The following is a 14655-nucleotide window of genomic DNA, read 5'->3' on the forward strand; positions in this document are numbered from 1 at the left end:
GCCCGAGCGACATCTCGAATGGAAACCGACCGATCGGCCGATCCCTTATCCAATGGGTGAATTGATAGGAGCGCGGTCTATAGCGGCGTGCAAGCCCCTTGCCAAGCCCTTGCTCCGCCCCAGCCCGCGACTTTTCCGCCGCAGGCAACAGACATCATGGCTGCGGCATCGCCCCGCTTTTCCTCTTGCCGCGGAGCGGACTACGCTGCCCCGATGACGCCCGCCACCGTTGCCATCGTCATCGCTACGCCTGCCGGCCTGCGCCATCTCGCAAGCCCCTCGGAGCGCGCCGCGGCGGGCCCGGCGGAAGACGTGCTGCGCGGCCTCGGGGCCGCGGTGCGCAGCGCGAGTTTCTGGGTCCAGTGCGCCGACCCGGCCGCGCAGGCGCGGCTGACGCGGTACTTGTGGGATGTGAAGGCGGAAGTGCTGGCGGAGGCCGAGCAAACGCTCGGGTGACGCCCGCCGGCTCAGTCGTCCGCAGCGCCCTCGGCGAGCAAGGTCTCCACATCGCGTCCGCCGTAGAAGATGCAAAGGATTCGCAAGCGGGCTGCGTCGAAGGCGTAGACGATGATGACGCGACGCTCGAAGGCGACGAGGCGCAGGTTCGGCCGTATGTCGTCCCGCCGCCGACCGACATCGGGGAAATCGGCGAGGCGGGTGCATCGATCCCGGATGCGGCCAACAAGGCCCGCGCGCGTCCGGGATCGTCCTGCGCGATGTGGTCGTAGAGCCGTTCGAGATCGCCGATCGCCTGTTCGCGGAAGTCGATCTCAAGGGGCATCGGAGGCCGCAGCCATGCGGGCTGCATGTCGACGTTCGAGCCGGTCGAACACCTCGTCGATGCTCAAACCGGGAGATGGATCGTCGTAGGCGGCAGCCAATTCCCGTTCGAGCGTTGCCCGATGTGCCGCCCGGTCCCGCTCCCGCCGTTCCAGAAGGTCGAGGCCGGCCCGCACGACGTCGGAGGCGTCTCGGAACCGGCCGCTGGCGACCTGCTCGCGCACGAAGCCGTCGAAATGGCTGCCGAGATCGACCTCCGTCATCGCGTCCTCCTCACGCCGCTTCGCGCTCCGGCGTGAACTTCCGCCGGGTGTTCTCCCACCAGCTGCGCTGGCGTGCGGCCTCCTGCTCGGCGGCCTTGGCGGCGTAGAACGAGGCGTTGTGCTCGCCGCGCAGGGCCTCGCGGGTGAAGCGGATCAGGTGGTGGGCGACGAAGCCCATGTTGAACACCGCCTCGATCTGACCTTTTCGCAGGGCATGCCCCGCCGCGCGCCAGAACGGCTTGCGGTAATCCGAGAAGATCCCGACCCGGGTGATGATATTGAAGCCGAGGATCAGGCCACGGCGCAGGTTGGTGAAGGTGAGCTTGCCCGCGGTCGGCGTGACGATGCGGTTGCCGTAGGTCACGTCGCACTGGTGCTTGAAGCGCTCGAACAGGTTCTCCGGCCCGTAGGCGTGGGCGATGGCGCGGCGCCAGCTCGCCACCACGGTGTCGTGCGGGCGCTTGAACAGCACGTTCGATTCGAGGCTGGCATCGTGCAGGAGCCGGCCCTCGCGCTCCAGCCGGTCCCACAGCGGGGTCTTCGGCAGCGCCTGGAGCAGGTTGATGGTCAGCACCGGGATCGCCGACTTGTCGATGAAGTCGATCAGGTTCTGCTCCGACTTGTCGGTGTCGGAATCGAGCCCGAGGATGATGCCCGAGGTCACCTCGAGCCCGTAGGAGTTGAGCGTCGCGATCGCCTCGTACATCGGCACGGCGGCGTTGTGGGTCTTGTCGATGCCCTTGAGCGCGTCCGCCTCCGGCGTCTCGATGCCGACGAACACGGTCATGAAGTTGGCCTGCCGCATCAGCTCGAGGATCTCGGGCTGCTTGGCCATGTTCAGCGTCGCCTCGCAGGCGAACTGGAGCGGGTAGTTGTTCTTTTTCTGCCATTCCACGAGATGCGGCAGCATCTCGCGGGTGGCCTTGCGGTTGGCGATGAAGTTGTCGTCGACGAAGTAGACCACCGCCGGATGGCCGGGCTGGCTGACGATCCGATCGAGTTCGGCGCACATCTGCTCCGGCGACTTCAGCCGCGGCTGGCGGCCGTAGAGCTGCGGGATGTCGCAGAACTCGCAGCGATAGGGGCAGCCCGAGGAGAACTGAAGCGAGCCGATCAGGTAGCGCTTGAGCGGCACCGCCTCGTAGGCGGGCGCGGGGAAGTCGGCGAGCGCGAGCCGGTCCTTGGTGTCGAGCACCACCTGCTGGTCCGGGCGCGACAGGTCGCGGTCCAGAATCTCGATCAGGCGGTCGGTGGCGTCGCCGATCTCGCCGACATGGAGATAGTCGAAATCCGGGTATTTCTCGGGAGCGCCGGAGACGGAGGGACCGCCGAGCACCGCGACCTTGCCGGCGGCGTGCGCGCGGCGGCCGATGTCGTGGATCTGGCCCTCTTGGATGTGCATGCCGGAGACGAACACTGCGTCGGCCCAGGCGAATTCCTCCGCGGAGGCCGGCTTGATGTTCTCATCGACGAAGCGGCACTCCCAGGTCTCGGGCATGTAGGCCGCGATGACGAGGAGGCCTTGGGGCGGCATGAACGCCTTCACGCCGCCCATCAACGGGTAGGCGTGTGAGAACGTCCCGAAGGACGGCGTGTAGGCGGGGAAGACGCAGAGGATGCGCCGGCGGGACGAGATGGGGAGGGTGCAACGCATGGCGCCCTATCTAGCACAGCCGCAGGCGTTGGCCTCCCCCCTTTGGCGTCACGTTGCGGTGCGGCGCGTTGGACTGACGAAGGCGATCGGCGGGGCCGCCTCGCACTCCAGCGGCACGTCGATGATGCAGCGCAGGCCCTCGGGGGCGAAGTCGAGCCGCACGTCGCCGTCGAGCTCGCGGGCGATGCCGCCGGTGATGAGGCGGCTGCCGAAGCCGCGGCGGCGGGGCTGGGAGACCGGCGGCCCGCCCGTCTCGCGCCACTCGATATGCAGGCGCTCGCGGCCCGACTCGCCGCGGCCGACCCGCCACGTCACGCTGACGCGGCCCTCGTCGGTGGAGAGCGCGCCGTACTTGGCGGCGTTGGTGGTGAGTTCGTGCGCCGTCATGCCGAGCGCGAGCACGTAGCGCGGCGGCAGCTCCACCTCCTCGCCGATGAGCGTCACGTGGTCCTCGCCCGAGCGGTAGGGCGAGAGTTCGTTCTCCAGCACCTGCCGCAGGGGGGCGCGGGTCCAGTCGCGGCGCGTCAGCAGGTCGTGGGTCTTGGAGAGCGCCAGGATGCGGTTCTCCAACTGCACCACCTGCTCCTCGCCCCCGCGCGACTGGCGGGCGAGCGACTGCACGGTGGCGAGCGTGTTCTTCACCCGGTGGTTCAGCTCGTGCAGCATCGTGACCTGCTGCTCCTGCAACGCCTGACTCTTCGAGAGTTCGGCCTTCAGGCTCTCCTCGTGGCGCTGGAGGTCGGCGGCCATCCGGTCGAAGGCGCGGCCGAGCTTTCCGAATTCCGACGTGCCGGTGAGCCCGGATCGGACGCTGAGATCGCCCGCGCTCCAGGCGCCGGCCGCGTCGAGGAGCTGGCGCACGGGATGGCGGATGAAGCGGCGCCCGCCCCAGAGCGCGGCCAGCACCGCGAGCAGGGTGCCGAGCGCGATCAGCACGGCGCCGCGCCGGGTCGCGGCGTCGATGTCGGCGAAGGCGAGGTCGCGGTTCAGGCCCACCGCGACGGTGATGCCCTCCAGCGCCCCGTCCGGCCGCACCACGCCGGCGATGCGCCGGTCCCCGAGCAGGCCGGGAAGCTCCTGCACGCCACCCTCGGCGAGCGCCCGTTCGAGGCCGTCGGCGAAAGTCTTGGGCACGGCGCGGCCGAGCCACGCTTCGGTGTCGGGCAGGCGCACCAGCACGATGCCGTTGCGGTCGGTCACCGTGACGGTAGCGTCACGGGGCAGGCCGGCGCTGCCGAGGCGGCGGCCGAGCCATTCGGGATCGAAGCCGAGATTGATGAGGCCGTCGATGGCGCCCGAGGCGTCGTGCATCGGGTGGGCGAACTGGATCGTCGGCCGGCCGGTGCCGCGGCCGATCACGTATTCGCCGACCGCCGAGCTGCCGGTCTCCATCGCCCGCTTGAAGTAGCTGCGGTCGCCGAGCGAGTAGGCGCCGGGCGCCGCGCCGCGGCTGTTGCAGACGAGGGTGCCGTCGCGTTCGGTCACGACGATGATCTGCGAGCCCGAGATGCGCCCGGCGACCGCGCCGAGGAAGATGCTGCAGGCCGCCGCGTCGCGGTTCCGGATCGCGGGCTCCTCGGCCAGGATGTCGAGGGTCTGGCGGGCACCGTCGGCGAAGTCGGCGAGGTCGTCGGCGACCGCCTTGGCGCCGCGAAGGGCCGCCGCCCGCACCGCGTCGGAGCGGGATTCGCGCAGGGCCTGCTCGTTGTAGACCTGCACGGCGACCGCGGGCGCGAGCGCCAGCAGCACGAGGAGGAGGATGCGCCCGGTCAGGGTCACGGCGCGGACCCTTCCGCGAGCCGCGCATCGAGAGCTTCTGCCCCACCCATACCCGGTCGCTCCGCCGGTCGTCCGGCGACCGCCCCGCATGCGGGCCGATGCCCGGACGACATGGGTTAGCAAATCATGGGTTCAGGGCAACCGCGAGGCGCGATCAAAAGAAAGAGGGCGCCCGGCCTTGCGGCCGAACGCCCTCTTTCGGAGGTCCGTGGTTACGGATCGATCAGGCGGTGAGCACCGTCGAGGGCTCGACCTTCACCCCCGGGCCCATCGTCGAGGTGACGGCGATGCGCTGGATGTAGGTGCCCTTGGCGCCCGTCGGCTTGGCCTTGGCGACCGCATCGGCGAAGGCCTTGATGTTCTCGATGAGCTTGCCCTCATCGAAGGACACCTTGCCGACGCCGGCGTGGATGATGCCGGCCTTCTCGACGCGGAACTCGACGGCGCCGCCCTTGGCGGCGGCGACCGCGCCCTTCACGTCCATGGTGACGGTGCCGACCTTCGGGTTCGGCATCAGGCCGCGCGGGCCCAGCACCTTACCGAGACGGCCGACGAGCGGCATCAGATCCGGGGTCGCGATGCAGCGATCGAACTCGATCTTGCCGCCCTGGACGATCTCCAGGAGATCCTCGGCGCCGACGATGTCGGCACCGGCCGCCTTGGCGTCGTCCGCCTTGGCGCCGCGGGCGAAGACCGCCACGCGGACCGTGCGGCCGGAGCCGTTCGGCAGGTTGCAGACGCCGCGGACCATCTGGTCGGCGTGGCGGGGATCGACGCCGAGATTCATCGAGATCTCGACGGTCTCGTCGAACTTGGCGTTGGCCTTGGCCTTCACCAGCTTGATCGCCTCGTCGATGCCGTAGAGCTTGGCCGGCTCGATGCCCTCGCGGGCGGAGCGGATGCGCTTTCCTTCGCGTGCCATATCGCCCTCCCCTTACGCGACGACTTCGAGACCCATGGCCCGCGCGGAGCCACGGATCATCGCGACCGCCGAATCGACGTTGTCGCAGTTGAGGTCGGGCATCTTCTTCTCGGCGATCTCGCGGAGCTGCGCTTCCGTGATCTTGCCGACGGTCGGGCCCTTGCCGGGGGTCTTGGAGCCGGAGGCCGGCTTCTTGCCGATCTTCAGGCCTACCGCCTTCTTGAGGAAGAAGGTGACCGGCGGCTGCTTCATCTCGAAGGTGAAGGAGCGGTCCTGATACGCGGTGATGATCACCGGGATCGGGGTGCCCTTCTCGATCTGCGCGGTCTTCGCGTTGAAGGCCTTGCAGAATTCCATGATGTTGAGGCCGCGCTGACCGAGCGCGGGGCCGATCGGCGGCGACGGGTTGGCGGCGCCGGCCGGGACCTGAAGCTTCACGTAGCCCGTGATCTTCTTCGCCATGGGACTGCTCCCAATGTGTGCGCGTCCCCGCGCTGCCTAGGCACGGTCGGACGGGCGGTTGCAGGTCGCGGTGCGATCCGTGGACCCCGGAGGCGAAGCCGGGCGGATCTCCCGCGGATGGTGCCCCGCCCTAAGGCGGGGGCTTATCCGGCGAGGCCGGATTTCGGAGCGAGTGCCACAGTCGGAACCACCAACCGTGACGCTCGGGAAACTCTCGCAGGCTCATCCGGCCGGTGAGCAGGCACCAGAAGAAGCGGCCCACACACCACAGGAACGCGCCGGCGACGGCGAGACCGACGGCCCATTCCCGGTACAAGCTGTACTGAGACGCGGCCGTCAGGAGGGTCACGGCATCAGGCCTTCTCGACCTGCCCGTATTCCAGTTCGACCGGGGTGGCGCGGCCGAAGATCGAGACCGCGACCTTGAGGCGGGAGCGGGCCTCGTCGATCTCCTCCACCGTGCCGTTGAAGGAGGCGAAGGGACCGTCGGCGACGCGCACCGTCTCGCCGATCTCGAAGGAGACCGTGTGCTTGGGGCGCTCCACGCCCTCCTGCACCTGCCCCTTGATCCGCTCGGCCTCGGCGTCCGGGATCGGCACGGGCTTGGCCTTGTCGGCCCCGAGGAAGCCCGTGACCTTGGGGGTGTTCTTGATGAGGTGGTAGACCTCGTCGGTCAGGTCGCACTTCACCAGCACGTAGCCGGGGAAGAACTTGCGCTCCGCATCGACCTTGCGGCCGCGGCGCACTTCCGTGACCTTCTCGGTCGGCACCATGACCTCGTCGAACAACTCGGTCAGCCCGCGCTGGGCCGCCTGGTCCTTGATGGACTGGGCGACCTTGTTCTCGAAGTTCGAGTAGGCGTGGACGATGTACCAGCGCTTCGACACGGGTCTTCTCAACTCCTCGGCGTCCGGGGACGCCCGTAACGGTTCAGGCGCCGATGCCCAGGATCAGGCCGACGCCGATGCGCAGCACCTGATCGACGGCGACGAAGAACAGGCTCGCGACCACGACCATGATGAACACCATCACGGTGGTGATGGTGGTCTCCTTACGGGTCGGCCACGTGACCTTGCGGGCCTCGTCGCGCACCTCGCCGAAGAACTGCGCCGGGCTCGTCCGCTTGGGGGCGGGGCGCGCGGGCGGGGTCGGACGCTGGGGCGTCGTGGAGGCGGCTCCACGGGCGGGCGTGCGCGCCGCGTCGGCTTTCTTGGTCGCTTCGTTCGATGCCATGGCGCACTTGAGACGAAAAGGGATCCGGGAACCGCGGATCGCGGTGCGAGGACCCTTAAGGTCCGGCACCGACGACATCTGACGATCTCGGAATGGGCCCGCTCTAGCGCAAGAGATGCGGCTTGTCGATGGGCCGGGATGTCGGTGGGAAGTAAGGTGGAGGGCGCCCGTGGCAGGAGTGGAGGGACTCGAACCCCCAACCCCCGGTTTTGGAGACCGGTGCTCTGACCAGTTGAGCTACACTCCTACGGCGCCGGGGCGCGGCTCGCGTCATGCCGTAACACGGGCTGCGACGCAAGAGATTTGCGAGGGTGACGATTGCGCAGCCCTCGCAGGGCGGGCGCCGGGTCGGCACCCTGCCCTGTCGGGGTTCAGCCCGCGTCGCTGGCGCCCTGGCCCGCGAGCTGCGGGTCGCGGGTGGCCGGGCGCACCGGGCTCTCGGTGGCGGGCTTGCCGTCGAGCGCCTTCTGCACCAGCGGGTCCAGCCGGTCGCCGGCCTCGTCGGCATAGCCTTCGAGGTCGCGGCGCATCTTCGGCGTCCAGAACGCGACGATGTGATCGTGCACCCCCGCCACCGCCTCCCGCTCCGGGTAGGAGCGGAAGAACAGGGCGATCTGGTTGGCCATGCGCACCAGCTTGTCATTGGGATTCGTCGCGCTCATCGCTCGGCTCGGACTCTGTATGGATGGGGCCGTATTCCACCCCTCCCCCTCATCCTGAGGTGCTGCGAAGCAGCCTCGAAGGAGGGCTCCAGGGATCGCGCGGCGGGCTGGAGCCCTCCTTCGAGGCCTCCGCTTCGCTTACGCCTCTCAGATGAGGGGGATTGAGTGGGAGAGGCGAAAGCCGCCTCTCCCGTGAGGTTTATTCCGCGGCTTCCGCGATGCGCGTCAGCGAAAAGTCCTCTTCAAAAAACTTCGCCTGCCAGTCGGAGGGCCGGTTGGTGCGCCGGACTTGCACCGCCGTCACCTTGTATTCGGGGCAGTTGGTGGCCCAGTCCGAGTAGTCGGTGGTGATGACGTTGGCGCCGGTCTTGGCGTGGTGGAAGGTCGTGTAGACGATCCCCGGCTGCATCCGGTCGGTCACCTTGGCCTTCAGCGCGATGTCGCCGGACCGGCTCTCCAGGGCGACGAGATCGCCGTCGACGATGCCGCGCAGCTCCGCGTCGAAGGGGTGGATCTCCAGCACGTCCTCTTCGTGCCAGCGCGAGTTCTCGGTGCGCCGGGTCTGGGCGCCGACATTGTACTGCGACAGGATGCGGCCGGTGGTGAGGATCAGCGGGAACTTGCCCGTGGTCCGCTCGTCGGTGGCGACGTACTCGGTGATCATGAAGCGGCCCTTGCCGCGCACGAACCGGTCCACGTGCATCATGGGGGTGCCGAGCGGCGCCTTCTCGTTGCACGGCCACTGGATCGAGCCCATCTCCTCCAGCTTGGCGTAGGAGACGCCGGCGAAGCTCGGGGTGAGCGCCGCGATCTCGTCCATGATCTCGCTGGGGTGGGTGTATTCCATCTTGTAGCCCAGCGCGTTCGCCAGCAGCACCGTGCCCTCCCAGTCGCCGTAGCCGCCCATCGGGGCCATCACCTTGCGCACGCGGCTGATGCGGCGCTCGGCGTTGGTGAAGGTGCCGTCCTTCTCGAGGAAGGAAGCGCCCGGCAAGAAGACGTGGGCGTACTTGGCGGTCTCGTTCAGGAACAGGTCCTGGATCACGATGCACTCCATGGCCCGCAGGCCCGAGGTGACGTGATGGGTGTCGGGGTCGGACTGCGCGATGTCCTCGCCCTGGATGTACATGCCCTTGAAGGTGCCGGAGACGGCCTCGTCGAGCATGTTGGTGATGCGCAGGCCCGGCGCGTTGTCGAGCTTGGCCCCCCAGATCGCCTCGAAGCTCTCGCGGGTGGCGTCGTCCGAGACGTGGCGGTAGCCCGGCAGCTCGTGCGGGAACGAGCCCATGTCGCAGGAGCCCTGCACGTTGTTCTGGCCGCGCAGCGGGTTCACGCCCGCGCCCACCATGCCGATGTTGCCGGTGGCCATGGCGAGGTTGGCCATGCCCATCACCATGGTCGAGCCCTGGCTGTGCTCGGTGACGCCCAGCCCGTAATAGATCGCCGCGCGACCGCCGGTGGCGTAGAGGCGGGCGGCCTCGCGGATCGCCTGCGGATCGACGCCGGTAATGGCCTGCGCGGCTTCGGGCGAGTTGCGTTCCTCGGCGATGAAGCGGGCCCAGGACTCGAACTCGGCCAGATCGCAGCGCTCGCGGACGTAGTCCTCGGCGATCAGCCCCTCGGTCACGATGACGTGGGCGAAGGCGTTGACGAAGGCGACGTTGGAGCCGGGCTTGAGCGGCAGATGATAGTCCGCCTTCACGTGGGGCGACTTCACGAGGTCGATCTTGCGCGGATCGGCGACGATGAGCTTGGCGCCCTCGCGGATGCGCTTCTTCATGCGCGAGCCGAAGACCGGGTGACCGTCGGTCGGGTTGGCGCCGATGACGAGGATCACGTCGGATTCCTCGACCGACTTGAAATCCTGCGTGCCGGCGGAGGTGCCGAGGGTGGACATCAGGCCGTAGCCGGTCGGCGAGTGGCAGACGCGGGCGCAGGTGTCGACGTTGTTGTTGCCGAAGGCGGCGCGCACCAGTTTTTGCACCAAGTAGGCTTCTTCGTTGGTGCAGCGCGAGGAGGTGATGCCGCCGACGGAATCCCGGCCGTACTTGGCCTGGATGCGCTTGAACTCGCTGGCCGCGTGGTTGATCGCCTCTTCCCAGGAGACTTCGCGCCACGGGTCCGTGATCTTCTCGCGGATCATCGGCCTGGTGATGCGGTCCTTGTGCGTCGCGTAGCCGTAGGCGAAGCGGCCCTTGACGCAGCTATGGCCCTCGTTGGCCTTGCCGCCCTTGTAGGGCACCATGCGGATGACCTTGTCCCCCTGCATCTCCGCCTTGAAGGCGCAGCCGACGCCGCAATAGGCGCAGGTCGTCACCGCCGAATGGTCGGGCTGGCCGAATTCGTGGACCGTCTTCTCCTGCAGGGTCGCGGTCGGGCAGGCCTGGACGCAGGCGCCGCAGGACACGCATTCGGACTGCATGAAGTTGGTCGGGCCCGCCGCCACGCGCGAATCGAAGCCGCGGCCCTCGATGGTGAGGGCGAAGGTGCCTTGCGTCTCCTCGCAGGCGCGGACGCAGCGGTTGCAGACGATGCACTTCGACGGATCGTAGGTGAAGTAGGGATTCGACTCGTCCTTGGGCAGGTAGCGCTCGGAGGTCGGCCGGACGTGGTTGTCGCCCTCATAGCCGTAGCGCACGTCGCGCAGGCCCACCTGGCCTGCCGTGTCCTGCAGCTCGCAATCGCCGTTGGCCGCGCAGGTCAGGCAGTCGAGCGGGTGGTCGGAGATGTAGAGCTCCATCACGCCCTTGCGGAGGCGATGCAGCTTGTCGTTCTGGGTGTGCACCACCATGCCGTTCTCGGCCGGTGTGGTGCAGGAGGCCGGGGTGCCGCGGCGGCCCTCGATCTCGACGAGGCACATGCGGCAGGAGCCGAACGGCTCCAGCGAATCGGTGGCGCAGAGCTTCGGGATCTTGGTGCCCATCTGCATCGCGGCGGCCATGACCGAGGTGCCCGCGGGCACCGTCACGCTCTGCCCGTCGATGGTCAGGCTCACCGTCTGCTCGGAGAGCCGGATCGGCGTGCCGTAGTCGATTTCCTTGATGAGGGTCATCGGGGGCCTCCTCACTCGGCCGCGACGGGCAGATCGCCCATGCGCCGGAAGTCGTCGGGGAAGTTGGTGATCGCGCTCATGACGGGCATCGGCGTGAGGCCGCCCATGGCGCAGAGCGAACCGTCGGTCATGACCTCGCAGAGGTCGGCGACGAGCTTGAGGTTGGCCTCGGGGCGGATGCCCGCGATGACCTTGTCCATGGTCTCGACGCCGCGGGTCGCGCCGATGCGGCAGGGGGTGCACTTGCCGCAGGATTCGGTGGCGCAGAACTCGAAGGCGAAGCGGGCCTGACGCGCCATGTCCACGGTGTCGTCGAACACCACGATGCCGCCATGGCCGACGAGGCCCTTCTTGGCCGCCATCGCCTCGTAATCGAGGGGCGTGTCGAGCAGTTCGTCGGGGAAGTAGGCGCCGAGCGGGCCGCCGACCTGCACCGCGCGCACCGGCCGGCCCGAGGCCGTGCCGCCGCCGAACTCCTCGATGACCTGACGGACGGTGATGCCGAAGGCGTACTCGATCAGGCCGCCGTGCCGGATGTTGCCCGCGAGCTGGATCGGCAGGGTGCCGAGGGATCGGCCCATGCCGTAATCGGCGTAAGCCTTGGCGCCGTGCTCCAAAATGTAGGGCACGGCCGTAAAGGTCATGACGTTGTTGACCAGCGTCGGCTTGCCGAGAAAGCCCTTCAGCGCCGGGATCGGGGGCTTGGCCCGGACGATGCCGCGCTTGCCCTCCAGGCTCTCCAACAGTGAGGTTTCCTCGCCGCAGATATAGGCGCCGGCGCCTAAGCGGACTTCGAGGTGGAAGGCCTTGCCCGAGCCCAGGATGTCGTCGCCGAGCACGCCGGCCCGTACGCCGTTGGCGATGGCCGCGCGCAGCGTCTTGAACGCCTGCGGGTATTCGGAGCGGCAGTAGATGTAGCCCCGCGTCGCACCCGTCGCGACGGCGGCGATGGTCATGCCCTCGATCAGATTGAAGGGGTCGCCCTCCATCATGATGCGGTCGGCGAAGGTGCCGGAATCGCCCTCGTCGGCGTTGCAGACCACGTATTTCTGGTCCGACTTCGCCAGCATCACCGTGTTCCACTTGATGCCCGCCGGGAAGCCGGCGCCGCCGCGCCCGCGCAGACCCGATTCGCGCACCGCCCCGACGATGCCCTCGGCCTCCAGCTTCAGCGCGGCTTCGAGGCCGCGGTAGCCGCCATGGGCCCGGTAATCCTCGACCGAGACCGGATCGACCACGCCGCAGCGGTGGAAGGTCAGCCGATGCTGACGCGCCAAAAACGGAATCTTTTCGGGGTCTCCGAGGCGCAGCGCGTGGTCGCCGCCCTCGACGAAATTCGCGTTGAGCAGGCCCTCGACATCGGCCGGCGTCACCGGGCCGTAGGCGATGCGGCCCTCAGGCGTGCCGACTTCGACCATCGGCTCCAGCCACAGCATCCCGCGGGTGCCGGTGCGGACGATGCGGACATCGAGGCCGCGGGCTTCCGCGCCCTTGTACAGGGCGCGGGCGACGCGGTTGGCGCCGAGCCCGAGGGCGACGGCGTCCTGCGGGACGTAGATCGTGATGCTCACGCCCGGGTCTCCTTCAGCGCGGCGTCGAGGGAATCGGCGGTCAGCCGGGCGAGCGGCTCGTCGTCGATGAGGGCGGCGGGCGCGTTGGCGCACAGCCCCAGGCAGTAGACCGGCTCGACGGTCACCCCGTCGGCGCTGGTGCCGTGCCAGTCGCAGCCCATGCGGGACAGGATCTCGCCGTGCAGCCGGTCGGACCCCATCGCCTGGCAGGCCTCGGCCCGGCACAGCTTGACGTGACGGTGCCCCTGCGGCGGCTCGCGGCGGAAGTCGTGGTAGAAGGTCAGGCAGCCATGCACCTCGGCGCGCGACAGGTTCAGCGCGTCGGCGATCAGGGGCACCGCTTCGGCATCGACGTAGCCGAAGGTCTCCTGGAGCGCGTGGAGGATCGGGAGCGTCGCGCCCTCCAGCGATCGCAGCTCGGCGACGATGCCGGCCGCCCGCGCGGCGTTCCAAGGCTCAAGAGGGGCCATCGTTTTCCTGCCCAGATTGGTCTCGTTCTTGGAACCGATCCAACCAAGGGAGGCACTAAAGTTCAATCAAGCAGTCGTGTGGATCGACAAAATTTTTCGATCAATGGCGTGCGGTTGCGCTGCAAAAGCATGGCAATATGCTTCAAATTTTTTTGAGACTGGCTCAAAAAGGTTTGCCGGGCGCAGTTCGGAACTTTTCTGCCGAGCGGTCGGGCGGAGGGACACGTGATTCCCCAAGGTGCTGCGGCTACTCGGGTTATGCGCCGTTCTGCCGATGATCGGGGCCGCTTATGCTCTTGGCGCCGGTGACGGCGGCGGCCCGAAATTCCTGCCGCTGACCGGTGAGCCGCGCGCAGGTCGGTCGGCATTCGGCGGCTTTGCCATGCCGATGGAGCAACCCTATCGGCAGGATCGTGCAGGTCTCGGAGCCCTTCCGGCGGGGGCGGATGCCGGAGTGGATCGACCGGAAGCCGTCTCAATCCACCAGCGCGGCGTAGGTCAGCACCCGCAATTCCCGCCGCAGCGGCAAGGCCGAGGACGGGACGAGCTGGGCCTGGAGCACCACCGCCATGTCCTCGGCCGGGTCGATCCAGAACGAGGTGCTGGCGACCCCGCCCCATGCGACCTCGCCCGGCGTGCCGACGATCTGCGCGGCGGCCGGATCGAGCATCACCGAGAAGCCGAGGCCGAAGCCGATGCCGGCATAGGACGATTCGGCGAAGCGCGGCTGGCCCATCGCGGCGAGGTCGCCGGGGAGATGGTTCATCAGCATCAGATCGACGGTCTTGCGCCCGAGAAGCCGCACGCCGTCGAGGGTGCCGCGGTTCAGGATCAGCCGGCAGAAGCGGAGATAGTCGTCCGTGGTCGAGACGAGCCCGCCGCCGCCCGAGGCGAGCGGCGGCGTCCGCAAGAACTTGCTGTCGGCGCTGTCGTCGTAGAGCCGCAGCTTGCCCTCGCGGTCGAAGATGTAGTTGGCGGCAAAGCGCGGCTGCTTGTCCTCCGGCACCGAAAAGTCGGTGTCGTGCATGGCGAGCGGGCGCAGGAGGCGCTCCCGCATGAACGCGGCGAAGTCGAGCCCGGAGACCACCGCGACGAGGTGGCCGAGGACGTCGGTGGCGACCGAATAGTTCCACTCGGCGCCGGGCTGGGCCAGCAGCGGCTGCTGCGCCAGCCGGCCGACGAGGTCGCCGAGGCTGAGCTTCGAGGTCTGGAAGTCGATCTCGTGGGCGCGGTAGAGCGCATCGACCAGCGTCGCCTCCATGAAGCCGTAGGTCAGGCCGCTGGTGTGGGTGAGGAGGTCGCGGATCGTGATCGGGCGGAGCGCCGGCACGGTCTCGAGCTTGGCCCGGTTGCCGCCGACCATCACCCGCATCTCGGCGAATTCGGGCAGGAAGCGCGCGACCGGATCGTCGAGCTGGAACCGGCCCGCCTCGTAGAGCATCAGCACCGCGAGCGAGGTCAGCGGCTTCGTCATCGAGTAGATGCGGGTGATGGTCTCGGCCGTAAACGGCTTCTGCCGCGCGAGGTCGGCATGGCCGTGGGCGCGGAAGAACGCGGTCTTGCCGCCGCGCATCACCGCGACCGAGAGCCCGGCCAGCCGCCCCGTCTCGACATAGCCGCGCATCCACGCATCGACCCGCTCCAGCCGGTCGGGGCACAGGCCGACGGCCTTGGGATCGGTCTCGACCGGCATGGGCGGCTCCTTGCGTAAGTGTCGTCGCGGCCGGTGTAGCGGCCACGGCCTGATCGGCGCTAGAGGCGTGGGGGGCCCCCCCCCGGGGGGGGGGGGGCGGGGGGGTTTTGTTTT

14 protein-coding genes and 1 tRNA gene are annotated in these 14655 nt (G+C 68.5%); 1 reads left to right on the plus strand and 14 read right to left on the minus strand.

Annotation, left to right across the window (positions count from 1 at the left end; genetic code table 11):
* Window positions 1–213 precede the first annotated feature (213 nt).
* The gene (locus AAHG03_RS13660; protein WP_342151216.1) at window positions 214–456 is read left to right on the plus strand and encodes a hypothetical protein; all 243 of its coding nucleotides are present in this window, start codon (window positions 214–216) and stop codon (window positions 454–456) included.
* 11 nt (window positions 457–467) lie between these two features.
* Here the strand turns inward: AAHG03_RS13660 and AAHG03_RS27095 are convergent, their stop codons facing one another.
* The 14 genes from AAHG03_RS27095 to AAHG03_RS13730 all read right to left on the minus strand — a co-directional run bounded on the left by AAHG03_RS27095 (window position 468) and on the right by AAHG03_RS13730 (window position 14541).
* Window positions 468–674, minus strand: a complete 207-nt coding sequence (locus AAHG03_RS27095; RefSeq protein WP_412759746.1) for a type II toxin-antitoxin system RelE/ParE family toxin — start codon at window positions 672–674, stop codon at window positions 468–470.
* A gap of 96 nt (window positions 675–770) precedes the next feature.
* A complete protein-coding gene (locus tag AAHG03_RS13670) occupies window positions 771–1043 on the minus strand; it encodes a type II toxin-antitoxin system ParD family antitoxin (RefSeq protein WP_342151218.1) in 273 nt (90 codons plus the stop codon).
* A gap of 10 nt (window positions 1044–1053) precedes the next feature.
* Window positions 1054–2697, minus strand: coding sequence for a B12-binding domain-containing radical SAM protein (locus AAHG03_RS13675; RefSeq protein ID WP_342151219.1), 1644 nt, complete (start codon window positions 2695–2697; stop codon window positions 1054–1056).
* Window positions 2698–2745: 48 nt separating this feature from the next.
* Window positions 2746–4476, minus strand: a complete 1731-nt coding sequence (locus AAHG03_RS13680; protein ID WP_342151220.1) for a sensor histidine kinase — start codon at window positions 4474–4476, stop codon at window positions 2746–2748.
* 223 nt (window positions 4477–4699) lie between these two features.
* Entirely contained in the window at window positions 4700–5398 is a 699-nt protein-coding gene (rplA, locus tag AAHG03_RS13685) for a 50S ribosomal protein L1 (RefSeq protein ID WP_342151221.1), read from the minus strand.
* 12 nt (window positions 5399–5410) lie between these two features.
* Complete coding sequence (gene rplK / locus AAHG03_RS13690; protein WP_342151222.1) at window positions 5411–5860, minus strand: 50S ribosomal protein L11; 450 nt, start codon at window positions 5858–5860, stop codon at window positions 5411–5413.
* A 353-nt stretch (window positions 5861–6213) separates the two neighbouring features.
* Window positions 6214–6747 (minus strand): transcription termination/antitermination protein NusG, encoded by a 534-nt coding sequence (nusG, locus tag AAHG03_RS13695; RefSeq protein ID WP_091951043.1) that lies wholly within the window; start codon window positions 6745–6747, stop codon window positions 6214–6216.
* Window positions 6748–6790: 43 nt separating this feature from the next.
* Complete coding sequence (gene secE / locus AAHG03_RS13700; RefSeq protein ID WP_342151223.1) at window positions 6791–7093, minus strand: preprotein translocase subunit SecE; 303 nt, start codon at window positions 7091–7093, stop codon at window positions 6791–6793.
* A gap of 170 nt (window positions 7094–7263) precedes the next feature.
* Window positions 7264–7340, minus strand: a tRNA-Trp gene (locus AAHG03_RS13705).
* A gap of 124 nt (window positions 7341–7464) precedes the next feature.
* A complete protein-coding gene (locus AAHG03_RS13710; RefSeq protein WP_342151224.1) occupies window positions 7465–7755 on the minus strand; it encodes a formate dehydrogenase subunit delta in 291 nt (96 codons plus the stop codon).
* A gap of 199 nt (window positions 7756–7954) precedes the next feature.
* Window positions 7955–10807: a formate dehydrogenase subunit alpha gene (gene fdhF, locus AAHG03_RS13715; protein WP_342151225.1), complete on the minus strand. Its 2853-nt coding sequence runs from the start codon at window positions 10805–10807 to the stop codon at window positions 7955–7957.
* 11 nt (window positions 10808–10818) lie between these two features.
* Window positions 10819–12378 carry a formate dehydrogenase beta subunit gene (locus AAHG03_RS13720; protein ID WP_342151226.1) on the minus strand — a complete coding sequence of 520 codons (1560 nt, stop codon included), beginning with the start codon at window positions 12376–12378 and terminating at the stop codon, window positions 10819–10821.
* Complete coding sequence (locus AAHG03_RS13725) at window positions 12375–12848, minus strand: formate dehydrogenase subunit gamma (RefSeq protein WP_342151227.1); 474 nt, start codon at window positions 12846–12848, stop codon at window positions 12375–12377. Before AAHG03_RS13725 ends, AAHG03_RS13720 begins: the two co-directional genes overlap by 4 nt.
* Window positions 12849–13323: 475 nt before the next feature.
* Entirely contained in the window at window positions 13324–14541 is a 1218-nt protein-coding gene (locus tag AAHG03_RS13730) for a serine hydrolase domain-containing protein (protein WP_342151228.1), read from the minus strand.
* Between the last annotated feature and the right edge of the window lie 114 nt (window positions 14542–14655).

This window comes from Methylorubrum subtropicum (genome assembly GCF_038442325.1).
Classification (GTDB): domain Bacteria; phylum Pseudomonadota; class Alphaproteobacteria; order Rhizobiales; family Beijerinckiaceae; genus Methylobacterium; species Methylobacterium subtropicum.

What these genes read in the sequence shown, in the direction of transcription:
- fdhF (WP_342151225.1), bottom strand. Translation starts at nt 10,807, where the DNA reads ATGACCCTCATCAAGGAAATCGACTACGGCACGCCGATCCGGCTCTCC.
- AAHG03_RS13675 (WP_342151219.1), bottom strand. Translation starts at nt 2,697, where the DNA reads ATGCGTTGCACCCTCCCCATCTCGTCCCGCCGGCGCATCCTCTGCGTC.
- rplA (WP_342151221.1), bottom strand. Translation starts at nt 5,398, where the DNA reads ATGGCACGCGAAGGAAAGCGCATCCGCTCCGCCCGCGAGGGCATCGAG.
- secE (WP_342151223.1), bottom strand. Translation starts at nt 7,093, where the DNA reads ATGGCATCGAACGAAGCGACCAAGAAAGCCGACGCGGCGCGCACGCCC.
- AAHG03_RS13660 (WP_342151216.1), top strand. Translation starts at nt 214, where the DNA reads ATGACGCCCGCCACCGTTGCCATCGTCATCGCTACGCCTGCCGGCCTG.
- AAHG03_RS13710 (WP_342151224.1), bottom strand. Translation starts at nt 7,755, where the DNA reads ATGAGCGCGACGAATCCCAATGACAAGCTGGTGCGCATGGCCAACCAG.
- AAHG03_RS13725 (WP_342151227.1), bottom strand. Translation starts at nt 12,848, where the DNA reads ATGGCCCCTCTTGAGCCTTGGAACGCCGCGCGGGCGGCCGGCATCGTC.
- AAHG03_RS13730 (WP_342151228.1), bottom strand. Translation starts at nt 14,541, where the DNA reads ATGCCGGTCGAGACCGATCCCAAGGCCGTCGGCCTGTGCCCCGACCGG.
- rplK (WP_342151222.1), bottom strand. Translation starts at nt 5,860, where the DNA reads ATGGCGAAGAAGATCACGGGCTACGTGAAGCTTCAGGTCCCGGCCGGC.
- AAHG03_RS13670 (WP_342151218.1), bottom strand. Translation starts at nt 1,043, where the DNA reads ATGACGGAGGTCGATCTCGGCAGCCATTTCGACGGCTTCGTGCGCGAG.